The following is a 24,924-nucleotide window of genomic DNA, read 5'->3' on the forward strand; positions in this document are numbered from 1 at the left end:
TGGAGGGAGAAAGTTTCTGTATAGGAACTTTCGGACGACTTTGGAACGGCCCACGGTCCGTTCCTGCTTGTCGGCGAAACTGTAGTTCTAATACGAAAAAAACAGAGCCTATTTTCTCCACGCATACTATTTTTTTGATTAAGAACCAAATTACCACTCAAAGACCGCACAATAAGAAATTTTTAACCATTCTAAAAACGATGCACTGCAAAATGCCCCAAATGTTAATGGTTCCATTATCGTCTGATAATGTTCATCTGGTGTTAACTGGTGTTAAATACTTTGGTACATTTTCTGGTGCAAACACCCTGCGGAAGATGGTTCAGTCAGCAACAACAAAGCTAATCACAAATGAATAAATCAAGACGGAAAGCCGTCCTTTGAAGTTACATTCAGAGGGCGGTTTTTGTTTACTCCGAAGTTAGGCTATTCAGCCTGTCACAGCACCCGACCGGCAAGCTGCGGCGTGCAGCGCGTAAGCCGCAAGCGAAGCCAGTCGCGGTGCTGTTGGGACGCGGTGCAGCCGCGTCCCTTGCCTTGAACCCCCTGTATCTAACAGGGGGGTGGAACTACAACAAGAAACTACAAAAACCTAAGACCCCATGCCGGAAACCTCGCAATCAGCGATTCGGCAGTGTCCGAAACTTCCGGTTTGGGGTATTTGACATAGAAAGGAGCCTGTCTTATGAACAGCACTATCAGCGAATATATTAAAACCTCGCGTCTGGAACTTGGTTTAACGCAAGACGAACTCGCCCAGCGTGCCGGTATCAGCGTTCGCTATCTGCGTGACATTGAAAACGACAACGGTATTCCGTCAGATTGGGTATACGAAAGTTTGCAGCAGGCACTTTCCACTCACGAACAGAACCGCATGAAATGGGGCGCACGGCTTCGTAAGACGCGCCGCGCTTACGGTGTTGAGCAGGAATGGTTCGCGCTTCAACTCGGCATGACAACAAAGCAGCTTCGCGCTCTGGAAACCGGCAAGACCGAATTGCCCTATCAGAAGCGTTTTGAAATCATGTCAGCGGTTGAGCGATTCAATCCCGAAAATGAACCGTTGTCTATCATGTTCGACTATATGCGAATCCGATTCAAGACAACGGACGCGCGATATGTACTTGAAAAAATTCTGCGGCTGAACATGAAATATGTAATCTCCGAGGACGGCGGCGTGTACGGCTATTCCTATCGCTTTACGCACGGAAACATTCTTGTTCTGTCTTCGCCCGATGAAGAAAAGGGTGTGCTGCTGGAACTGCGCGGGCGCGGCTGCCGTGAGTTTGAGTGCTACCTGCGCGGACAGAAGCGGTCGTGGTATGAGTTTATGCGCGACTGTGCCGCCGAGGGCTGCGTATTCAAGCGTATTGACCTTGCAATCAACGACCATGCAGGACTGCTCCATGTGCCGACACTGTACCGCAAGCGTGTTACTGGCGAGTGTGTCACGCGGCTGCGGAATGTGGAATACTTTGCGTCCGGTCGTGAAAATTCGTGGGAAACCGACGAGGACTTAAAGATGGAGATGGGTCACACGCTCTATCTTGGCTCTAAGGATTCCGATGTGTACTTCTGTATCTATGAAAAAGCACAGGAGCAAAAGGCTAAATTCGGCAAGTCAATTGAGGACGCAGACATTCTTAACCGCTTTGAACTGCGGCTGACGAACAACGCGGCGGAAAATTCCGCAGACGCGCTAATGGACAGCGAGGACGCGGCAGGAACAGCGTTTTCCATCATCAACAACTATGTACGCTTCGTCGAGCCGCAAACCGATAAGCGGCGTTATGACTGCCCTACGGACAAGCACTGGGAACAGTTCATGCAGGGCGAGGAACGCAAACTGAAACTGACAATGAAGCCGAAGCCGTTCGACTTAGAACGCACGGAAAACTGGATTAACACACAGGTCGCAAAGTCTATCAAAATGCTGCAGGAGATTGAGAAAATGAAAGGTCGGGATTTTGTGCAGCGGCTTTTGGACGGCACAGTGCTGAACGAAAAGCATAGGAAGATTGTCGCGCAGGTGACGAGTGAACTGGAATAAAAGAATAGCCACCGGAGAATTATCTCCGGTGGCTATCTGAATCATTTTGTGTCTTTCACTGCTGATATTGCTCCAACAATTCTAAAATTTCACCAAATCCATATAATTCTGCGCCTTCTTTTGGAGTACGCTCCGCGGAGCCATCATCAAATACAGTACTTTCATCCACAGCAGCACCGTGCTCTAATAGCAACTTGACCAGTGCAATGTTTCCGGTTTCAACAGCCATCGGTAAACATCTCTGTGCTGCGTTGACATCGCAGCCGATGTCCAGTAGATATTGCACGGTTTCTATCTGTTCTGCCCAGCAGGCGTCCTGCAGGACACTGGAATCTCCGTTCGTGTCATCTGAATGGTAGTCCGGATCGTATCCGAGCGAAACCCAATATTGAATAATTGCTGTTTGTCCGGTCCTTGCTGCGTTTTTCATCGCATACCATGCCGTGGTTTCGTTCACGGGATAGCCATGCTGGATCAGCATCTGCGTAATTTCAACATTGCCGTTTTCGGATGCACCGTCCATAATATTATCAAACACTTCCCAGATACTTACTGTCCCGGTAATGACCGGAGTGCCACTGTCCAGTAAAAGTCGGCAAGCCTCCGTGCTGTTGTTTCGAATTGCGGTGCACAATGCCGCATCACGGCTTTCGGTGTCCCATGATCCCTGTTTCAGCAGGAAGTTCATCACATCGGTATTGTTCTGCATCGCTGCGATTTGCAACAGCGTGTTGTCAGCGGCATCTATGGTCTGAATGGTTCCAAAACCATCCGCAAGCAATAATCTGACAGTATCAGCATTGCAGAAGGCAACGGCGTGACAAAGCGTTTGCAATCGCTCTGCCTCAGAAAGATCGGTTTTCGTCGCCAATTCCTGCACCGTCGCATTGTCACCGCGAATCGCAGCATCAAAGATTGGCGTGAGAATTGTGCTCGTCTGCGACGAATCCAGCAAAGCAACTAATTTATGAATCCGCTGATAATGGGTATACGCGCCTTCAAAATCCAGTGCATGAGATAGCACCACAGGTGTCACCTCTGCACCATAGGAAAGCAACAGGTTCATTGCCGCCATATCGTCATCCAGTTGGACGGCGTAATCTAACGCTGTCCAACCTTCTTTATTCTGCTGCGATACATCTGCATCGTATCGTAAAAACAGTTCCGCATAATCAGCGGACGAATAATTTCCCTTTCCCGGCAAAAATCCATATTTCTGCGGTTCATAACCTGACGCATACATCAGCAGGGTGTTGCCGTTCCGGTCCGCATAATTTGCGTCACTTCCGTTTTTCAGCAATTGTTCTATGAACAGTGGACGCGGTGAAGGATTCCAAAGATATAAAATTGGGTTTTGCGAAACACCGTCTATTTTGACTTGATCCATGTCTGCGCCAGCTTCTGCAGCCGCTTGAATGCCGTCATAGTTTGGATGGATCAGAGCATTTGCCAAATTCTTGGATTCTGTGGTTGAATCAGATAGCTGTACATGACAACCACCCAAAATTAACACACCGAAACAGCAAACGAGAATTTGGATCATAGTTCGAATATATCTATTCATCAAGTTACTCCCCATGTAAAGCTTGCCTTTGAATAGTGGTAATTTATTGAATTATACAGTCGAATTTATAGTAGGTGGCAATGTACTCACAATATCAATACGAAAATCCTCCGTTGTCATAATATAATGAAGATACTCTTTGTTATCATATATATTCGACTGAAACATATCGATCTCTTTCACCCGATGAACTAACTCCGATTCATTGGTTATATAGAATCCAATGCACGGAGGAATTGCTCCCGATTTCTGTATATAATCATCATCTATATCTTGAGTAGTCAAATCACTACCTGAATTGTACTCAATTTTTACAATCTCAACATTTACATGAAAATGGATTTTGTATCGTTTGTCACTTAATGATCTCAACTCGATTAAGAGTCCATCCTCATTCCATGAATATCCATCAAGCATCATAGCATCATGATGTTTTTCGTACTCATTTTTGAAATACAACCATTCCTTGAACATTCTATACCTCCGATTCTCAATAGATGAGCATAGATAAATTTATCTATGCTCACCTATCTGTGACTTTTAATACCTAATTTTGATCTTTCCCTGTTGCAAGCACCAACGATTTTCTGTAGAACTCCAGTGAAGATTATAGGTGGTTCCATTTGCACCGGTACCAATATATGTTGTTTTGCCCTTACTATTGGTACTTGTTTTGATATTTGACAAGTTCAAAGAATCAAAATCTTTTTTAGCTGTGGAAAAACCATTGGATTGATTTCTTTCATATATAACATGGCTTCCTTTGGTTACATTTCTTTTGGTGCATTTGGATAGAATTTCATTCCATTTTGCGACCAGCTTATTGCAATCCAATTTATGATAATAGTTGAAATTGTCAGAATCGCCACCAAAACTATCGGCTGCGGCGACAGCAATAGATATTCCCGCGCCTACAGTAATTACGCCATCGGCTGTTAATGCAGTGCCAACACCCATAATCGCAACACCAACGCCTGTGGGTGCTGTGGCGGTACCAATACCAGCCATACCTCCACCAACAAACATCTCAAAAATGGACTTTGCACTTAACCCAATTCCTGCGGCAGCAACAATACCATCGCCTATCATTCTTCCTAAGTAATAGGAATCTTTAAAATTAGACTGATTCAAGAAATACGAATTGAGTTTACTGCTGGTGGTAAGATATGAAGTTAATTCCTGTTGTGTAGGCAGAGAAATGGATATTCGGTGGGTATTTATTAAGGCATTCAACAAATCAGCTTGTTTACCAACCACATTGATAAGGGCAGATGCAACCATGCCTCGCATTACATCTTGCCTACGAGTATAGTCTGTAAAATGCATTGTATAACTTTTAATGGTAGCTATTACAGACTGTACCCGTTCTTTAATCCATGTTTTTGCCTTATTTAATTGCTCAGTTGTCCAACTCTTTGCTGCCGTTCCCCATCTTTTGATCTGCGCGCTGGCATCAGACCATAAAGTCATTCCAGATGGATCAAATCCATTGATCGGATTATTCCCGCAATACCCATACCAATTCTCGCCGTCCTTGATGGGATCCTCCTGCGTGAACCGGTGGTCGGCAGGGTCGTAGAAACGATTCTGCGCGAAATACAGGTCAAGCACTTCGTCCCAAGTGTAGCCGGTGAAATTGTTGGCGTTGTCGATACCGCTGAAATTCGTGTCCGTGTAGGTTTCGGTCAGCGGATTGCCCCACGGGTCATAGATCGTGTGCGAGATTACCTTGCCGTTTTCATCTACGGCAAACAGTGTGCTGCCAAGGTGGCTGGTGCGATACCACACCTTGCGCACATCGTTTGCAGCAAAGTCGCTTTGCAGGTTCTCGCCGCCTTCGCCGCGCTTCGTGCCGGCTGCATAGCCGTACTCTGCGGAGATTCGGGTGCTGTTCTCATCGTACACATAACGCTGTGTGAAGCTGCCGTCCTCTGTTACCAGTATATCACGGTTAGCCGTAGAAAGATAGTCCACAACATAGTTCTTTGTTACGGTTTCAAAGTTGCTCTGGAATGTCGTGCCTACCTCGGTTTCCCATGTGCGCTGCCAGAAAAAGCGGCCGTCCATCAAGAAGTCCAGATAATCGGTGCCGTGCGAACCGTCCTTCAAGTCGGAGTTTGCATGACCGGCGTTCTTGTTGTCGCGCACCTGTACATTCTTAATGCGTGCATTGAGCGCATTGTAAGTATAGGTGCTGCTCTGGCCGTCCTCGGTCTTGCCGGTTTTCAGCTTGTTCTGTGCCGTGTAGGTATATTCGGTCGTGCCGTCCGGTGCAGCCTTCTTAATCAGATTGCCCGCCGCGTCATAGGTATAAGTGGTCGTACCGTCCTTGCCGGTCTTGCTAACCAGACGGTTTTGCAGATCGTAGGTGTAAGTGTTCGTACCATCGGAAAGCAGATTGCCCGCGAGGTCGTAGGAATACTTCGTATTCTTGCCCTCGATATTGGTGCGGATAAGCTGATTGGCCTTATCGTAGTAGTAGCGCACCAGCTCGTCCTTCTTGCCAATATCTACACCGGAGCGGTTCTCGCTTACGATATTGCCCGCGTCATCGTAGGTATACGCAGTCTGACGGCGTGTGCTGTTGCTCTTGGTAACTTCCTTTTGCAGCGTCAGCAGACCAGCGGCGTTATAGTCATACTCGGTCGTGCTGCCGTCGCTGTGGCCTTCCTTGATTGTGCGTCCTTCCGCGTCGCGCGTGTAGGTAATGCCTGTGCCGTCGTGGTCGGTCTGGGACTTCACATTGCCGAGAATATCATACGCGGTCGTAACGGCCTTGCCGTCGGGATAGGTGATGGACAGACGGTTGCTTGCCGCGTCGTAGGTGTACGCCGTGGTCGTACTGTCCTCATTCGTAACCTTGGTAGTGCGGGAAAGTGCGTCGAACACAAACGCTACCGTGCCGTTTCCATCCTTGGCCGAGGTCATGTTGCCCGCCTTGTCATAGGCAAAGGTCGCAGTACCATCCGCGTCCTTGCGGGAAACCATGCGATACAACTTGTCGTAGGTGTACGCGGTCTGCTTGCCGTTTTCGTCAACCTGCGTCAGCACATTGCCTTCCTTGTCATGCGTGTAGGTAGTCACGCTGCCCAGCGGAGAGGTTTCGGTCAGCAGATTGCCCGCTGCGTCATAGGTATAAGTGGTCGTGGCCTTCTCGTCACCGCCGCCGTACATCGTCGTGCCTGCGGTGTTGCCAAACGAATCATACCGGTACTCGAACATACCGCCTTCGGCGTTGGTCTTGGAAACAAGACGATTCAAGCCGTCATAGGTGTATACGGTCTTGTTCTTGTTGCCGTCGATTACCGCCGTCTGGTTGCCTGCAAGGTCGTATTCGTACTCGGTTGCATGGTTAAGCTGGTTGGTTTCCTTGACCTGCCGATTCATGCAGTCATACGCATACTTCACCCATTCGTTGTTGCGGTTGGTATACTGAATGAGATTGTTGTTCGCATCATACTGATAAACGGCATACGCATTATTCGCGTCGGTTTCCTTGCGGAGATTACCGGCTGCGTCATAGGTGTAGGTAGTCGTTGCACCCAGCTTGTCCGTGGTTGCTGCTACTCTGCCGCGTGCGTCGTAAGTGTTGGTAACAACACCAGAAAGTGCGTCGGTTTCGGTCAGCACATTGCCGTTCTTATCGTAGGTGTAGGTCGTTGCGCTGCCATTTTCATCGGTTTCAGAAACGACACGACCCAGTGCGTCATAAGCAGACAAGGACACGCCGCCTTCTGCGTCGGTGGTCTTGAGCAGGTTATAGTTTTTGTCGTAGGTGTACTGTGTTGCATTGCCTTCACGGTCGGTGGAAACCAGCACATTGCCTACGCCGTCATACTGCTTTGTTCCCGCATTACCCAGTCCGTCAATCGTTTTTATCACACGATATGCACCGTCGTACTCGCTCTTTGCGATTACTGTTCCGTCCTTGGTGACAGAAACCGTGTTGCCTACCTTGTCGTAGCCGTATTCGGTCACAACACCTACTGCGTTGGTTTCGGTATGCGTTCTGCCGAGTGCGTCATAGGTGTACTTGGTTGCATTGCCGTTCTGGTCGGTTACTTCGCTGACATTTCCGAGCGCATTGTAGGTATAGTGGGTTTCGCCGCCGTCCGCATAGGTGATAACAGTAATCTGGTCTTTGCGGTTGTACTGATACGAAGTTTTGTTGCCTTTCGGGTCAGTGACGGTGAGTTGGTTGCCGTTCGCATCATAGGTGGTAGCAGTCTTACCGCCGAGTTCGTCATAGCTTTCGGTCGTGCGTCCCAGCGCGTCATACACAGTGCGGGTCTTGCTGCCGTCTGCGTTAATTTGCTCTACGGCGCGTCCCAACAGGTCATAGATATACTTTGTCACATTGCCTTCGGGGTCGATAACACTAAGCTGATTGCCCGCAAGGTCATAGGTGTACGCGGTAACGCCGCCGAGTGCGTCCGTTTCGGTCAGCAGCCGTCCTGCCTTGTCGTAAGTGTAGGTGGTTTCGTTGCCTTCGCCGTCAATCTGCTTTACCGCTGCATTGATGGCGTTGTACTCGGTCTTGGTTTCATTGCCGTTTGCGTCCGTTGTGACAAGCAGATTGCCAACAGGGTCATAGGTATAGGTTGTCTTGTTGCCTGCACCGTCGGTTTCGGTCTTGGTTCGTCCGAGCGCGTCATAGGTGTAGTTTTTCTTGTTGCCTTCTGCATCGGTTTCCGAAACCGTGCGTCCCATGCTGTCATACGCATAGATCGTTTCGCCGTCCAGCGCGTCAATCGTCTTTGCTACACGGTCAAGTGCGTCATATTCATAGGTGGTCGCATTACCTTCTGCGTCCGTAGTCTGGATAAGCAGGCCGCGGTCGTTGTAGGTGTAGCGGGTTTCGTTGCCCTCTGCGTCTGTTACCGATACAAGCTGTGCGGTATCCTTGTCATATTCATAGGTGGTTTCGTTGCCATTTGCATCCGTGCGTTTGAGCGGTTCGCCGTTCGTGCCGTATTCGGTCGTTACCGTGCCGCCGAGCGCGTCCTTGGTCGAGGTGGTAAAGCCGTTGGCATTGTACTCATACGAGGTTTCACCGCCCAGCGCGTCTACGGTTTTCAGCAGCTTGCCCGCCTTGGAGTAGGTATGCTTGGTCGTTGCGGTAGCCGTATCACTCACCTTGGTATGCTCTGCAACGATGCGGCCTACGGCATCGTATTCAAAGCTGGTAACGCCGCCTTCTGCGTCAGTGACAGAAAGCTGCCGTCCCTTATCGTCATACGCATAGGTAGTCTGATTGCCGAGTGCGTCCGTAACCGTAATCGGCAGACCGAGTGCATTATAGGTGTACGAAGTGGTATGTCCGTTCTTATCGCGGAACTCGGTCAAGCTGTGTCCGGAGTAGGTATAGGTTTCCGTATTGCCGAGCGCGTCCGTGATAGACGCAATATCGCCGCCTACCGTATAAGTCAGCGTCATAGCGGTATTGTCCGCATAGCGAACTTTCGTCACATTGCCATTGCTGTCATACTCGTATGCGGTTGCACCGTTCAGACGGTCGCTTGCAGAGTTGGCGCGATAATCGCCGTCATAGGTGTTGGCGGTGGTGTATTCCGTGCCGTCGATAACTGTTCCGATTTTCTGAATGTTGCGGTGGTTATCGTAGTAGTAGCGCGTTTCAAGCCCATTAGCATCTACACAGGTCGTAACACGCGCTTCATCGTCATAGGAAACGTTAGAAACAGTGGGAATGTCCGCATTGATAAATGTCTGCTTTACCACACGGCCTATGCCGTCATACTCGTTCTTAATATAGACTTCGCCTTCAAAGTCGGTAGCACTGTTCAGATAGCCGTCGCCATCGTAGGTATAGTGCAGCGTATCACCGTCCGCATTGGTAACGCCGGTCAGAAGATCGTTGTCATGCTCATACGATACGGTGCGGCCTGCGTTATCGGTCACGGACGAAATATGTCCGTTTGACCATGCCAGCGTATAGCTGCCTGCAATGCCGTCAATTCCGGTCAGTTCATCGCCGTTGTAGGTAAGCTGTGCTACCTGCGTACCATCGGGATTAGAGATGGTTTGCAGCTTGCCGTCATTCGAGAAAATGAACGCTGCGCCGTCCTCGTGCGTCATGCGGTAGCCGCCTGCCGCATCTTCCAGAACAAAGCCGCTGTCTGCCAGAGAATCATAGCCGCCGCCACGGAGCGTAAGGAAGATTTGCTCCTCACCGCCAGGCATTGTCACACGGATAATACCACGGTCATTGATGAGCGAATAGTCATAGCTGTGCGTAAAGCCAGTACCCAGCGCACCCTTGTCGTAGCGCGAGTTGTAAACACGAAGGAAGGTCAGCGGGATAATGCCTTCCAGCTTCAAGTCCTCGTACATGAAGTTGTATGCACCTGTTACCATGTTTACAGGGTCAAGGTTCTGGTAGTCCAGCACCAAGCCTTCCAGTTCGGGGAAACCGGTCAATTCATTGCACGCCAGACTGCCGCTGACAAACTGCTCGTACAGCTTCTTGCGTACTTCATCGGACAAGCTGCCTTCCAGCATGAGGAACGCCGCCGTGCCGTCTTCACCGACAACATAATCACGGTAGTCTACCAGCAGTTCGGTGCTGACAGCAAACTTTTTCTTGCCGTTCTCCTGCTTCTGCGGCCAAGTGTAGTTCTGACCGTGCGTGTGGCTATCATCACTGCCGGTACACTCGACATTCTTATCCGGTCTGCCGAGCGGTTCAATTTCAACAGTCAGATAAAACACATCTTCGTCCAGATTCGGACCGATGATCGGGATACCATCAAGAGAGCCGTCCCATATAAGCGTGTGCTTCATCATGGATACCGGCTCAATATCTTCACCGGCAAAGTTCTTGTCTGCTTGATAAATGCCGTCTTCGGACAGTTTTACCAAACCGCCGTCCGTTTTGGTTGCCGGTGTGTAGGGCGATACCATAGTGTCCGGTGAATCTTCGGGAAGCCATGCTTTAACATCGTTTGCACCGGAGAGAAGGTAATTCTCTACAATCGAGCCGACAAATTCTTTCTTCAATCCATCGTCCGAAGGACTGCGGACATAGACATTGATATTCACATACTGCGTAAGCTGATACCCAAATTCCAGTTCCAGATAACCGGTATGCGGGTCGAATGTGCCGCCCTTGATTTCTGCTGCCTGCGCGTCAATGATTGGCACGAATCCAATCACCATGCAAAAGCACAGGAACAGAGAAACTACTCTGCGGACTAATGCTTTCTTCATAAGTTTACCTCCAACTATTCAGGAGTTCTTCCGTTTCTAATTCTTTCTATCAGTGCTTGTGCGTGATAGCGGCTTCCATGATGTTGCCATACGCCCAGTTGCTCTGGCTGACATCGGGGAACGGACAAGCCATGCTGTGCAGTTCGGTTGCCGTTTCATAGTTTCTGCCGAGCATACGGTTTATCATCGTTACGGTTTCAGCGCGGGTGATGTACTGCTCCGGTCGGAAGGTGCCGTCCGTATAGCCGCTGATTAAGCCGTACTGCACCGCTTGACGAATATAGCTGCTGTACCATTTGCCGTCTGCCACATCAGAGAAGGTCTTGGTACTGCCGTTCATAATCAAGCCTTCCTTCGCTGCGATACGCGACAAGGCTGTTGCCATCTCTGCACGAGTGATTGCAAATTCCGGTTTGAACACGCCGCCGTTATAGCCTACCATGTAGCCTTCCTTGGACGCTGCTTCTACCCAGCGATACGACCAGCGGTTGTTGGCAACATCGGTATACGAGGATTGCTCCGGTTCGGCAATTTCCTTTTCCAGCGCGTCAATCAGCATTTTCGCGGTCTGTTCGCGGGTGATATTGCGTTCGGCATGGAACATACCATCGGTAAAGCCGTTGATATACAGCTTGTGTTCTGCCTTGGGCGTTGCAGGTGTGCCGCCGCCACCGCCGCCGATACCGCCGCCGCCGATACCGCCGCCGCCACCGCTGGTAACATCGGTAGTGAGGGTCAGCTTTACCTTGGAGTATTCAGAGCCGGTGTTGTCCTTGATTTGGATTGTGATACTGAAATTCGTATTCTGCGGAATATCCGTCAATGCCTTCACATAGATACCGCTGCTATCCGCAGTAACCTGCACCTTGGTATCATCGAAGGTGACAACATACTCGTCCGGTCTAAGCAGCACTTTTGCCGTGCTGCCGGTAGTCAGCGACTTGTTCAGCAGCAGCGCATACAGGTTTACCGTGCCGTCCTTGCTGACCGTAACCGTGGAACGAGTGCTGGTAAGCTGATACTGTTCGCTTGCTGCACCATCTGTAAAGTTACCGCTGTTGTTCGGCATATCCTTCAAGACAGCGCCGGTCATGTAGTTATTGTTCAGATAGACCTTTGCGCCTGCGTCATGACGTGCTTTGAGCGTAGCAGGAACTAAACCGCGCAGATAAGTGTTTTCCAAATGAATCTCGGTCAACGCAGTCTGTGTAAATGCGTCCGGTAATACACCGCGCAGAGGGTTCGTGTCCAGCGCGAGATATTGCAAGCCTGCCAGATTAGCAATACCGGCAGAGATTTCGCCTTCCAGCTTGTTTTCGGACAGGTCTAAAATCTGCAAACCGGAAAGCGAGTACAGCGTTTCGGGAATCGTGCCGGTCATGCCGCATTGCCACGCCGAAAGAGAGATAAGATTCGTCAGCGCGGACAGGTCGGGAATCGTGCCGCCGATAACGTTTTCTGAAAGGTTCAAGTATTTCAGACTGCTCATACCGGCAACTGCCGCAGGAAAACCGCCGGTCAACTGATTTCCCATGAGGTTCAGCACCTCAATCTGGGTATTGCTCAAAATCGTATCCGGTATCGTACCGGTGTACTGATTGTCTTTGAGAACCAGCGTTTTCAATGCGGGCATTGTGCCAAATTCGGAAGGAATCGCACCTGCATAATCATTACCGCCTAAATCCACATTCTGCAATTTCGGGAGCGTATAGAGCGCAGATGGAATATCTCCGCTCAAATGATTATCCGAGAGGAACAGATACCGCAATTCACTAAGTTCCCCGATTGCAGCCGGTATATGTCCGGTGATGTTTCGGCCTTTCAGACCAATGCTCTTGATTTCTACAAGGTCTTCCGCTCCGGTGATGGTATCCAGTGTGCGTTGCTGTGCGTTCAGAAGACGCTCAATCTCATTGATGAACCATGTCTGTCCATCACAGGCGGCAATAAACCGTTTGGCATATTCCGTCTGTGGGTTTGGCGTAAAGTCCGCTGCGCCTGCCGTGAGTGGTGCGTATAGCTGCAACAGCAAGGCTATTACAAGCAATACGCTGATTCGTGTGCGTTTCATTTTTCGATCGCTCCCTTTCTTTTGCGCCCAAACAGTTAAAAAAGGGCGCAGTACCGCATGGATAGTAGTCCACACAGTATTGCGCTGTTTCTTAAAATGCGGGGACTGGTTAGGTAACTGGCTGTCATGCGATTGCAGAGCAATCGTTTAGACCCTATAGCTTTGCGCCGCAGAGTTTCCTCTGTTTTGCCATTTCTGCCATTCTCCTAAGAGTTTGGGTTTTTAGTTAATTAAATTGTACTAAGTTGCTTGGCATTTGTCAATTATTACTTTGTCAATTTCAACAAAAGTCCTTTTGTACTTAAACAAGTAATTGTTCAAAATTGCAGACTGCTTACGTCGGAAAGGGTCTACTGTTATAGACTTCAAAAGATTTCTCTCTGCGTTCGCCGCCGCGAGAATGGTGAGGGGGTGCTGCGGCTGTGGGTAACTGCCGCAAGGGAGTTATCCATAACCGCAGCAGGGGGAGAGGAAAGACGCGGGCGGCGCGGATTTCGTTCCTCTCCCCCTTAACGCGCCGCTGTACATCTGTTCTGTACAGGTGCGTTTCGGAATTTATTTGTCCGAATTGTCGGGAAAACCAAAATATTTTTACGGAAAGTGGTCAATTATTTGACCACTTTTGCTTTGCCGAAACTGCCGATTTAGGACTATGCAACAAATGTTCGATTGCAAAGTGTTACGAGGACAAGAATATTGCATTTTTGCAACTTTTCTGTGTACCAAAGTTTAATTATGAATCAAATGTGAACAATTTCTGCCCCGATTGACTTTGTTCTGTATATACGGTATGATAGAATCCCAATCAAAGATGAAAGCCTAAACTCCATACTTATCTTAGCTTTCTTTAATTTTGGTTTCGGTGATACATGGCTTGTCAGCAAATATGCATAGTAACGCAATGCACAGACAGGCCGAATAGCAAAAAGCAGGAGGTTAATTGGACTTTGACAACTGAATAAAGCTCCATCTGTAACGAATTTTCCGTGTCGGGCAACCGACAAGCCGCTTCGATAAAACAGCCGGTCAGCTACCGGCGTGGCGAGAACAGCGGAAAAGGATACTCCCCACCGGCAGAATAGGATTCGGGTGAGAGGTGTCGTAAGTCAATCGGCAAGTGTAAGAATACGAGCGTGAATAAACTGTTCACGGCAGTATGGAGTGTAAATATGCCGCTTACAATTTTATGATTGTTATGATATAATATTAGCGTTGTTGGCTGTGCCATCACCGTTACAAACACAAGGAGTAAACGATGATTACAGCAATACAGAAACCCAAAAGAAAGTATGGAGAAGGCAGTATATACCAGCGAAACGACGGCCGCTGGGTAGCAAAGTATAAGAGCGTGAATATGCTCAAACCGTGTGTTGTGTACGCTAAGAGCGAATCCGAAGCAAAGCGCAAGCTGCGCGAACTCAAAAAGGACGCTGCAAAAGGTCTTGTCAAAAGCACAAGCAGGCGTTTCGGTGATTACGCCGACCAGTGGTTATACACTTTCAAGCTGCACTCGGTTGAGGACAGCAGCTTCGACAAATACGAAAGTGCTTATTTGACGCATATTAAGCCTGCGTTTGGCAAAATGCAGCTTGCGTCTATTCACAGTGAGCAGTTGCAAAAACTGCTTGTTGAAAAGAGTCAGACGCTTTCGCTCACTGTTGTCAAAATCATTTATATCATTCTTTCCGAAATTTTTTCTTATGCTCATTCTGAGGGCGATCTCTCACGGAATCCTATGCACAATGTCAAGATGCCGAAGAAAGCGACCTTTAAACCGGAACGCGAAATTGTTGCGCTGGAAAGCGACGAAGTGCGGGCAGTCGAACGGATTGCAGAAATGAAAAATAAAAATGGTAGACCCTGTATCATGCAGGCACACGCATTGGTCTTTCTGGTGCATACCGGTTTGCGGTGCGGTGAGTTTTTAGCACTCAAATGGTCTGACATTGATTTTGAAAGCAGAATTGTTACGGTGAACAAAAATCTGTCGATGGTCTACGACCGCGACAAGGACGGCGTGCGTATCAAGCATAAGAAAGCACGGATTAAGTGTACCAAAACGGCAAGCGGCAACCGCATTGTGCCGTTGAACACAAAAGCGATTGCCGCTTTGAACAGTCTGAAAGCTGTCTATCGTGAAATGGATATTGTCAGCGATTCCGTTGCGGTAACGCGCAAGGGTACAACACTGAGCAGCGACCAGCTTCGCCGTGTTCTGCGTCGCGTATTGGCGTATGCCGGTATCGACAAGCCGTTCACACTTCACCAGCTTCGTCACACCTTTGCTACACAGGCACTTAACGCCGGTATTCCGATTACCGTAGTAAGCAAGTGGCTCGGACACGCGAATATATCTGTTACTTATAACACCTATATTCATGTGTTGGAATCCGCAGAAGCTGCAGCAGTAGAGCTTCTTGAAGCCATTTGAAAAATCTAAAATCCGTTTGGTTTCATTTTGGTGTCACGACCAAATCAAAAGGTTGAAATCGGTAGATATACTGTGGATATTTCGGAAAGTGTTAAGAAAACTGTAGTTTCGCGACAGCCTCAAAAGAGACGCTTTCGCGTCTCTTTTTCAGGTTTCATGTTCTTTGCACCACTCATTGAGCGTTTCCCGATCGGTGCCTTGCATGGAACAGGCGGTGCCGCAATCCCGTTCATTGGGCGGCAGCGCGATACCCTCGCTCATCTTTTCCTGTTCCCTCGCGGCCACTGCCGGTTTGCTGCGGCGCAGCCACTCGAACGCCTTCTCGGCCGCCCGTAGCTGATAGCGGTTTTCGTGTTTTTCCGACATAATTGCATCCCTCCCTCGCATAGTATGCGCAGGAAAGAAGATTTTACGCACAAAAAAGCTCCCATGCCGAAGCATGGGAGCTTGTAAATTGCGTTATGCTATTGCTTAACTGAAATTAAGCGTTGATAGCGGTTACAACGCCGGAACCTACGGTGCGGCCACCCTCACGGATAGCGAAACGCAGGCCTTCCTCGATAGCGATCGGGGTGATCAGCTCAACGTCCATCTCAACGTTATCGCCCGGCATGCACATCTCAGTGCCTTCCGGCAGAGTGATAACGCCAGTTACGTCGGTGGTACGGAAGTAGAACTGCGGACGGTAGTTGTTGAAGAACGGAGTATGACGGCCGCCCTCTTCCTTCTTCAGAACGTATACCTGACCGTGGAACTTGGTGTGCGGGTGAATGGAGCCCGGCTTAGCCAGAACCTGGCCGCGCTCAACCTCGTTCTTCTGGATACCACGGAGCAGAGCACCGATGTTGTCGCCTGCTTCAGCGTAGTCGAGCAGCTTGCGGAACATCTCGATACCGGTTACAACGGTCTTGCGCGGAGCGTCCATCAGACCAACGATCTCAACTTCCTCGCCCATCTTCAGCTGGCCACGCTCTACACGGCCGGTAGCTACGGTACCACGACCGGTGATGGAGAATACGTCCTCGACCGGCATGATGAACGGCTTGTCAGCAGCACGGTCCGGGGTCGGGATATAGGTGTCAACAGCTTCCATCAGGTCGCGGATGCACTTGTACTCCGGAGCGTTCGGATCGGTGGAGTCAGAGGTCAGAACGTTCAGAGCGGAGCCACGGATTACCGGAACGTCGTCGCCCGGGAAATCGTAAGAGGACAGCAGCTCACGGATCTCCATCTCAACCAGGTCGAGCAGCTCCTCGTCGTCTACCTGATCAGCCTTGTTCATGAAGACAACGATATACGGAACGCCTACCTGACGGGACAGCAGGATGTGCTCGCGGGTCTGCGGCATCGGGCCGTCAGCAGCGGATACAACCAGGATAGCACCGTCCATCTGAGCAGCGCCGGTGATCATGTTCTTAACGTAGTCGGCATGGCCCGGGCAGTCAACGTGAGCGTAGTGACGGTTAGCGGTGTGATACTCAACGTGTGCGGTGTTGATGGTAATGCCGCGCTCCTTCTCCTCCGGAGCCTTGTCGATTGCGTCGTATGCCTGATACTCAGCATCGCCCTCGAGAGCCAGAACCTTGGTGATTGCAGCGGTCAGAGTGGTCTTGCCGTGGTCAACGTGGCCGATGGTGCCAATGTTAACGTGCGGCAGAGAACGGTCAAATTTTTCCTTTGCCATTGTGGATATCCTCCTCGTAAAATGAATTAAAAGTCATGTTGCATTTATTTTACTGCATTTCGAGAAAAAATGCAATAGGGTGCAGCAGATTTTAGTCGTTGTTTTTGTTACGGTTGTCGATGATCTTCTCCTGAATGCTCTTCGGCACTTCAGTGTAGTGGCTCGGCTGCATGGTGTACTGGCCACGGCCCTGGGTGCGGGAACGCAGAGCAGTTGCGTAACCGAACATCTCGCTCAGCGGAACGCCGGCAGAGATAGCCTGTACGCCGCCGCGCGGCTCCATGCCCTGGATCTGACCACGACGGGAGTTCAGGTCGCCGATAACGTCGCCCATGTACTCCTCCGGTACCATTACGTCAACCTGCATGATCGGCTCCATCAGAACCGGATCAGCCTTCTTCATAGCTTCCTTGAACGCCATAGAACCAGCGATCTTGAACGCCATCTCAGAGGAGTCGACTTCGTGGTAAGAGCCATCATACAGGGTTACCTTAACGTCAACAACCGGGTAGCCTGCGAGGATACCAGCCTGCATAGCGCCCTGGATACCCTGATTAACAGGCTCGATATATTCCTTCGGGATAGCACCGCCAACGATCTTGTTGATGAACTCGTAGCCCTTGCCGGACTCGTTCGGCTCAACGATGATCTTAACATGGCCGTACTGGCCCTTACCACCGGACTGACGAGCGTACTTCTGATCAACGTCAGCGGAGCGGCGGATGGTCTCCTTGTAAGCAACCTGAGGAGAACCTACGTTAGCCTCTACCTTGAACTCGCGCAGCAGACGGTCAACGATGATCTCCAGATGAAGCTCGCCCATACCAGCGATAATGGTCTGGCCGGTTTCCTCATCGGTGTAGGTCTTGAAGGTCGGGTCCTCTTCTGCCAGCTTAGCCAGCGCGATACCCATCTTCTCCTGACCAGCCTTGGTCTTCGGCTCGATCGCAACACGGATAACCGGGTCCGGGAACTCCATAGACTCGAGGATGATCGGGTGCTTCTCATCACACAGCGTATCGCCGGTGGTGGTGTTCTTAAAGCCGATGCCCGCAGCGATATCGCCGGAATATACGCAGTCGATATCCTGACGATGGTTAGCGTGCATCTGCAGAATACGGCCCAGACGCTCGCGCTGATCCTTGGTAGCATTCAGTACGGAGGAACCAGCGGTGATGGTGCCGGAGTATACGCGGAAGAACGTCAGACGGCCAACGAACGGGTCGGTAGCGATCTTGAACGCCAGCGCGGAGAACGGCGCGTCATCAGAAGACGGACGGGAATCCTCCTCGTCGGTCTGCGGGTTTACACCCTTGATGTCCGGGATGTCGGTCGGAGCCGGCATGTATTCGATAACAGCGTCCAGCAGCGGCTGTACGCCCTTGTTGCGGTATGCGGTGCCGCAGAGTACCGGAACGATCTCGTTGGCGATACAGCCCTTGCGGATTGCAGCCTTAACTTCCGGAATGGTCAGCTCTTCGCCCTCGAGGTACTTCATCATGAGGTCCTCGTCGAGCTCAGCAACATGCTCCCACAGTTCGTCGTGGTACTGCTGAGCCTTCTCCATCATGTCAGCCGGAATATCCTCGTCGCGGATATCCTTGCCGAGGTCATCGTAGTAAACCTCAGCGCGCATGGTGATCAGGTCGATGATACCCTTGAAGGTATCCTCAGAGCCGATCGGCAGCTGAACCGGAACAGCGTTGCACTTCAGACGGTCCTTCATCATGCCGACTACGTTGTAGAAGTCAGCACCCATGATGTCCATCTTGTTTACGAACGCCATACGCGGAACCTTGTACTTGTCAGCCTGATGCCAAACGGTCTCAGACTGCGGCTCTACGCCGCCCTTTGCACAGAATACGGTTACGGAACCGTCCAGTACACGCAGGGAGCGCTCTACCTCTACGGTAAAGTCAACGTGGCCCGGGGTGTCGATGATGTTGATACGATGCTCCGGGAACTGATGAGTAGAGCCGGACCAGTGGCAGGTGGTAGCTGCGGAGGTGATGGTGATACCACGCTCCTGCTCCTGCTCCATCCAGTCCATGGTAGCGGTACCGTCGTGGGTATCGCCAATCTTATGGTTTACACCGGTGTAATACAGAATACGCTCGGTGGTAGTGGTCTTACCGGCGTCGATGTGCGCCATGATGCCGATATTTCTGGTTCTTTCCAGGGAATATTCTCTAGGCATATTGCTCTCCTTTCAAAGCGTTATGCGGAAACCGACAGATTAATAGCGGTAGTGTGCGAACGCCTTGTTCGCCTCTGCCATCTTGTGGGTATCCTCGCGCTTCTTAACAGCACCGCCCAGATTGTTGCAAGCGTCCAGGATCTCGCCTGCCAGACGCTCACGCATGGTCTTTTCAGAACGAGCGCGGGAGTACTTGGTGATCCAACGCAGGCCCAGGGTCTGACGACGCTCCGGGCGAACTTCCATCGGCACCTGGTAGGTAGCGCCGCCTACACGGCGAGCCTTAACTTCCAGGGTCGGCATGATGTTTTCCATAGCCTCGGTGAAAACCTCCAGCGGTTCACGACCGGTCTTTTCACGAACGATATCGAAAGCACCATAAACAACCTTCTGCGAAACGCCCTTCTTGCCGTCGAGCATGATAGAGTTTACCAGCTTGGTGACGAGCTTGGAATTATAAAGCGGATCGGGCAGAACGTCTCTCTTGGGGACATTACCTCTTCTTGGCACTTTACTTCCCTCCTTCAAAAATATTTGATTTCATAGGTACTTCGGCGGATCTTTGACCGCCGTTGTTCATGCCTGTCCGAGGTAAAGGCCCGATTTATACAATCGGAACTAAAATGCCTCAGACAAAGCATAGCTGCTTTGCTGAAAAATAACTTTCTCGCAAAACCTTGTGGGTTGGCTCCTTAGCGGAGTAATTTCAGCCAGTACACATTGTATTATAATGTACTCGCGTTTTGAGCAAGTATGGTCGTGCAGGTCAAGGCGCGTCCCGCACGCCGCGTACAAAAGTACGCAAGTGTGGGCGCAACGCAGAGATGCGCGATCAGACGCCGCTCAAAAATTACTTGCCTGCCTTCGGGCGCTTAGCACCGTACTTGGAACGAGCCTGACGACGGTTAGCAACACCCTGGGTATCCAGAGTACCACGGATGATGTGGTAACGAACACCAGGAAGGTCCTTTACACGACCGCCGCGAACCATAACTACAGAGTGCTCCTGCAGGTTGTGGCCTTCACCGGGGATGTAAGCGGAAACTTCCATCTGGTTGGTCAGCTTTACACGAGCTACCTTACGAAGAGCAGAGTTCGGCTTCTTCGGGGTCATGGTCTTAACCGTGGTGCAAACGCCGCGCTTCTGCGGAGCGGACTGATCGGTAGCCTTCTTCTTCTGAGAGTTGTAGCCTACCTGAAGAGCCGGTGCCGTAGACTTGGTAACGACTGCCTCACGACCCTTACGGACGAGTTGGTTAAAAGTTGGCATTTTATTTCCTCCTTCTTTCAAAGATATTTATGAAAAGCGCGTTTTGCGCAATTCAACAAAGAAAAATCAGTGCAGAACTACGACTACTGCCGCGCCGACATCAATGCCGACCGCATCGCCGAGCTCCGTCATCGTGGTGACCTCGGTAACTTCCATACCGTGTTCACTGCAAAGCTCATAAATCGGTCCGACGACTCGTTTTTCTGCGTCCAGCGCAACAAAGACCTGTGCGGCTGCGCCGTCCCGAATCGCTTTTTTCGACTGCTTTACACCGATCACCTTGTGCGCCGTGTGAAGTTCTGAAAGCATAATACTCCTCCTATACGGCATACTCCCATAGTATACGGGTTTGTCCCCTTGTTGTCAAGTGTTTTCTCGAATTTTTTTATTTTTTACGAGAAATTTCTTTTCCAGAGGATTTTCGCGGAAATCGACGCTTGCGAAGCGAGGGAATCTCGCCTACCCGGCGGGGGCACAAGAGGATAGACAACCTACGGTTTTCCACCCTCTTGTGAATCTCCCCTTTTCCCTTAGATAGCAAGGTGAAATTTGCAGAGCTGAGACTATAAGGGAACGCCAGAGGATTTTTTCTTCCGCAGGACGCACTTTGTGCGCCCATGTATCCGCATATTCGCATTGTCGGATACCGTACTGCTACACATGCGGTCTACTCTACGCGGGGCGCGACAACCGTGCCGCGCAACTCGTTTGCGCGTTATGACGGACGGCACCTGCGAACTTTTTCTGATATTATGCTTATCTCTGCGCAATTTCCACTCTTTCGATAATTCTCCATTCTCAATTTTCCATTCGGCACAAGCAAAAACAGGAGAACACCTTACAGTGTTCCCCTGTTTTGTTTAATCTATACAGCGTTTTCGACTTTCTACAAATCAGTCGAGATTTACAGTCTGCTCGTAGTGACCGGTGCAGTAATCGGACACACCCGAGCCAGCCGGAATCAGCTTGCCGATGATTACGTTCTCCTTCAGACCCATCAGCGGATCGACCTTGCCCTTGATTGCGGCGTCGGTCAGCACGCGGGTGGTCTCCTGGAAGGATGCAGCGGACATCCAGGAATCGGTTGCGAGGGATGCCTTGGTGATACCCATGAGGGTCGGCTCCGCAACAGCCAGACGGAGACCTTCCTCGCCGGCGTCGATGCGTGCCTGCACCTTGTTGTTGTAATCCTCGAACTCGAGCCAGTCCATAACAGAGCCCGGCAGAACCTCAGCGTCGCCTGCGTCCTCAACGCGAACCTTGCGCATCATCTGACGAACGATAACCTCGATATGCTTATCGTTGATATCTACGCCCTGCTGACGGTAAACCTTCTGAACTTCCTTGATCTCGTAGTCGTGAACGGCGCGAGGATCGAGGATACGCAGAATGTCATGCGGGTTGAGCGAGCCTTCGTTCAGCTGGAAGCCCTGCGGAATCTCCTGACCGTCGGTTACGCGGATACCGGAGGACGAAGCCAGCTGGTAGGAACGCATATCGCCGGTCTGCGGGTTGACGATGTTGACGGTCTTGACGGTGGTGCGCTTGGACTCCTCGATGGAGACCACGCCGCCGATCTCGGCAAGCGTTGCAGCCTTCTTCGGCTTGCGGGCCTCGAACAGCTCCTCAACTCGCGGAAGACCCTGCGTAATATCCGAACCTGCGACACCGCCGGTATGGAAGGTACGCATGGTAAGCTGGGTACCCGGCTCGCCGATGGACTGTGCTGCGATGATACCGACAGCCTCGCCCTTGCCGACCGGCGTGCCCATTGCCAGGTTGATGCCGTAGCAGTGCGCGCAGACACCCTTGCGGGCACGGCACTCGAGCACGGAGCGGATCTGAACGCGGGTGATGCCTGCGCCGACAACCGCATCGGCGTCAGCCTCGGTCATCATCTTGATCTTCGGTACGATAACCTCGCCGGTCTCCGGATTTACGATATCGTCAACCGGGAAGCGGCCGAGCAGACGCTCGCGCAGCGGCTCGATGATCTGGTTGCCTTCCTTGATATCCTCTACCCAGATACCCTTGGTTGCGCCGCAGTCGTCCTCGCGGATGATAACGTCCTGAGAAACGTCTACCAGACGGCGGGTCAGGTAACCCGAGTCAGCGGTACGCAGTGCGGTATCGGCCATGCCCTTTCGAGCGCCGCGGGCAGCGATGAAGTATTCGAGTACGGTCAGGCCTTCACGGAAGTTGGACTTGATCGGGATTTCGATGGTCTTACCGGAGGCGGATGCCATCAGGCCTCGCATACCGGCCAGCTGACGGATCTGGTTGATAGAACCACGGGCACCGGAATCCGCCATCATGTGAATCGGGTTGTAGCGCTGCTCCTTCATGTTGGCCTGCAGCTTTGCGGTAACCTTCTTGGTGGTTTCTTCCCACTCGGCTACGGTCAGACGGTAGCGCTCCTGATCGGTGATAAAGCCGCGCTTGTACTTGCGGTCGATCTTGGCAACCTTCTTCTCGGACTCGCGGATCATCTCGTCCTTGCCGTCCGGCACGAGCATGTCGGCTACGGCTACGGTCAGCGCACCCTTGGTGGAGTACTTGTAGCCCATCGCCTTGATGGAGTCGAGCACCTCAGCGGTGATATGGAAGCCATGCACGCGGATACACTTGTCAATGATCTTGCCAAGCTCCTTCTTGCCGCAGGTGAACATGATCTCAAGATCAAACTTCTTGGACGGATCCGAGCGGTCAACAAAGCCAAGGTCCTGCGGGATGCGCTCGTTGAAGATCAGACGGCCCGGGGTCGCGTCTACGATAGCGGACTCGGTCTTGCCGTTTACTTCCTTGGACAGACGTACCTTGATCGGCGCATGAATGCCAACGATACCCTCGTTGTACGCCATCAGCGCCTCGTCCACGTTGCGGAATACCTTGCCGGCACCCGGCTCGGTATCGCGGTCGATGGTCAGGTAGTAGGAGCCGAGGACCATATCCTGAGACGGAATGGTAACCGGCTTGCCGTCCTGCGGCTTGAGCAGGTTGTTCGCGGACAGCATCAGCAGGCGGGCCTCAGCCTGTGCCTCTGCGGACAGCGGAACGTGAACTGCCATCTGGTCGCCGTCGAAGTCGGCGTTGAATGCGGTACATACCAGCGGATGCAGGCGGATCGCACGGCCTTCTACGAGGACCGGCTCGAACGCCTGAATGCCCAGACGGTGCAGGGTCGGTGCACGGTTCAGCATAACCGGATGACCCTTGATGATGCCCTCGAGCACGTCCCATACCTCGGGCTTTGCGCGCTCTACCATCTTCTTGGCGGACTTGATGTTCTGTGCGGTGCCGTCCTCAACCAGCTTCTTCATAACGAACGGCTTGAACAGCTCGAGTGCCATTTCCTTCGGCAGACCGCACTGATAGATCTTCAGATCCGGGCCTACGACGATAACCGAACGGCCGGAGTAGTCAACTCGCTTGCCGAGCAGGTTCTGACGGAAGCGGCCCTGCTTGCCCTTCAGCATGTCGGACAGGGACTTGAGTGCACGGTTGTTCGGGCCGGTGACCGGACGGCCGCGGCGGCCGTTATCAATCAGGGCGTCAACAGCCTCCTGCAGCATGCGCTTCTCGTTGCGCACGATGATATCCGGCGCACCCAGCTCGAGCAGACGCTTGAGACGGTTGTTGCGGTTGATCACGCGACGGTACAGGTCGTTCAGGTCGCTCGTTGCGAAGCGGCCGCCGTCCAGCTGTACCATCGGGCGGATTTCCGGCGGGATGACCGGAACAACGTCCATGATCATCCACTCCGGGCGGTTGTGCGACAGACGGAAGGATTCTACAACCTCCAGTCGCTTGATGATGCGCAGGCGCTTCTGGCCGGAAGCCTCACGCAGCTCTGCGGTCAGCTCCTTGGAGAGCTGGTCGAGGTCCAGCTCCGCGAGCAGCTCCTTGATGGACTCCGCGCCCATGCCGGCACGGAAGTCCTCGTCGTACTTTTCACGCATGTCGCGGTACTCAGCCTCGGTCAGGATCTGCTTCTTCATCAGCGGCGTGTCGCCCGGATCGATTACGATATAGTTCGCAAAGTACAGGACCTTCTCCAGCACACGCGGGCTGATATCAAGGATCAGGCCCATGCGGGACGGGATGCCCTTGAAGTACCAGATGTGCGATACCGGCGCTGCCAGCTCAATGTGGCCCATGCGCTCGCGGCGGACCTTGGCCTTGGTGACCTCAACGCCGCACTTGTCGCAGATCTTGCCCTTGAAGCGGACCTTCTTGTACTTGCCGCAGTGGCACTCCCAGTCCTTGGTCGGTCCAAAGATACGCTCGCAGAACAGGCCATCGCGTTCCGGCTTGAGCGTACGGTAGTTAATGGTTTCGGGCTTCTTTACCTCGCCGTAAGACCACTGGCGGATCAGCTCGGGCGAAGCCAGACCGATCTTAATGGCGTTAAACGTATGATATCCCATATA

Annotated in this window: 13 protein-coding genes and 1 riboswitch; of the genes, 2 read left to right on the forward strand and 11 right to left on the reverse strand. The window is 51.5% G+C overall.

Annotation, left to right across the window (positions count from 1 at the left end; genetic code table 11):
• The first annotated feature begins 685 nt into the window (after positions 1 to 685).
• A complete protein-coding gene (locus tag PGY33_RS09410; RefSeq protein ID WP_118480516.1) occupies positions 686 to 2,050 on the forward strand; it encodes a replication initiation factor domain-containing protein in 1,365 nt (454 codons plus the stop codon).
• Positions 2,051 to 2,105: 55 nt separating this feature from the next.
• Here the strand turns inward: PGY33_RS09410 and PGY33_RS09415 are convergent, their stop codons facing one another.
• From PGY33_RS09415 to PGY33_RS09430, 4 genes are all read right to left on the reverse strand, one after another.
• Positions 2,106 to 3,614 (reverse strand): ankyrin repeat domain-containing protein, encoded by a 1,509-nt coding sequence (locus PGY33_RS09415; RefSeq protein WP_158575175.1) that lies wholly within the window; start codon positions 3,612 to 3,614, stop codon positions 2,106 to 2,108.
• A 51-nt stretch (positions 3,615 to 3,665) separates the two neighbouring features.
• Positions 3,666 to 4,088: a hypothetical protein gene (locus PGY33_RS09420; RefSeq protein ID WP_118480512.1), complete on the reverse strand. Its 423-nt coding sequence runs from the start codon at positions 4,086 to 4,088 to the stop codon at positions 3,666 to 3,668.
• A gap of 66 nt (positions 4,089 to 4,154) precedes the next feature.
• Positions 4,155 to 10,841 (reverse strand): RHS repeat-associated core domain-containing protein, encoded by a 6,687-nt coding sequence (locus PGY33_RS09425; protein WP_270478382.1) that lies wholly within the window; start codon positions 10,839 to 10,841, stop codon positions 4,155 to 4,157.
• A gap of 49 nt (positions 10,842 to 10,890) precedes the next feature.
• Positions 10,891 to 12,912 carry an S-layer homology domain-containing protein gene (locus PGY33_RS09430; RefSeq protein ID WP_270478383.1) on the reverse strand — a complete coding sequence of 674 codons (2,022 nt, stop codon included), beginning with the start codon at positions 12,910 to 12,912 and terminating at the stop codon, positions 10,891 to 10,893.
• Positions 12,913 to 13,021: 109 nt separating this feature from the next.
• Positions 13,022 to 13,113: riboswitch (cyclic di-GMP riboswitch) on the reverse strand.
• Positions 13,114 to 14,167: 1,054 nt separating this feature from the next.
• On the opposite strand from PGY33_RS09430, the gene PGY33_RS09435 reads away from it, so the two are divergent.
• The gene (locus PGY33_RS09435; RefSeq protein WP_118480506.1) at positions 14,168 to 15,343 is read left to right on the forward strand and encodes a tyrosine-type recombinase/integrase; all 1,176 of its coding nucleotides are present in this window, start codon (positions 14,168 to 14,170) and stop codon (positions 15,341 to 15,343) included.
• 147 nt (positions 15,344 to 15,490) lie between these two features.
• On the opposite strand, the gene PGY33_RS09440 is transcribed toward PGY33_RS09435, so the two are convergent.
• From PGY33_RS09440 to rpoC, 7 genes are all read right to left on the reverse strand, one after another.
• Positions 15,491 to 15,709, reverse strand: a complete 219-nt coding sequence (locus tag PGY33_RS09440; RefSeq protein WP_118480504.1) for a hypothetical protein — start codon at positions 15,707 to 15,709, stop codon at positions 15,491 to 15,493.
• 115 nt (positions 15,710 to 15,824) lie between these two features.
• A complete protein-coding gene (gene tuf / locus PGY33_RS09445; RefSeq protein WP_270478384.1) occupies positions 15,825 to 17,027 on the reverse strand; it encodes an elongation factor Tu in 1,203 nt (400 codons plus the stop codon).
• A 91-nt stretch (positions 17,028 to 17,118) separates the two neighbouring features.
• Positions 17,119 to 19,224, reverse strand: a complete 2,106-nt coding sequence (fusA, locus tag PGY33_RS09450; RefSeq protein WP_118360477.1) for an elongation factor G — start codon at positions 19,222 to 19,224, stop codon at positions 17,119 to 17,121.
• Between the two features lie 39 nt (positions 19,225 to 19,263).
• On the reverse strand, positions 19,264 to 19,734 hold the full coding sequence (rpsG, locus tag PGY33_RS09455) for a 30S ribosomal protein S7 (protein ID WP_181967828.1): 471 nt from the start codon (positions 19,732 to 19,734) through the stop codon (positions 19,264 to 19,266).
• A 340-nt stretch (positions 19,735 to 20,074) separates the two neighbouring features.
• Positions 20,075 to 20,494, reverse strand: coding sequence for a 30S ribosomal protein S12 (gene rpsL, locus PGY33_RS09460; RefSeq protein ID WP_110436538.1), 420 nt, complete (start codon positions 20,492 to 20,494; stop codon positions 20,075 to 20,077).
• A gap of 66 nt (positions 20,495 to 20,560) precedes the next feature.
• On the reverse strand, positions 20,561 to 20,803 hold the full coding sequence (locus PGY33_RS09465; protein WP_110436537.1) for a ribosomal L7Ae/L30e/S12e/Gadd45 family protein: 243 nt from the start codon (positions 20,801 to 20,803) through the stop codon (positions 20,561 to 20,563).
• Positions 20,804 to 21,387: 584 nt separating this feature from the next.
• A complete protein-coding gene (gene rpoC, locus PGY33_RS09470) occupies positions 21,388 to 24,921 on the reverse strand; it encodes a DNA-directed RNA polymerase subunit beta' (RefSeq protein WP_270478385.1) in 3,534 nt (1,177 codons plus the stop codon).
• Between the last annotated feature and the right edge of the window lie 3 nt (positions 24,922 to 24,924).

Origin of the sequence: Butyricicoccus sp. AF18-9LB (genome assembly GCF_027684505.1) — a bacterium.
Classification (GTDB): domain Bacteria; phylum Bacillota; class Clostridia; order Oscillospirales; family Butyricicoccaceae; genus Agathobaculum; species Agathobaculum butyriciproducens.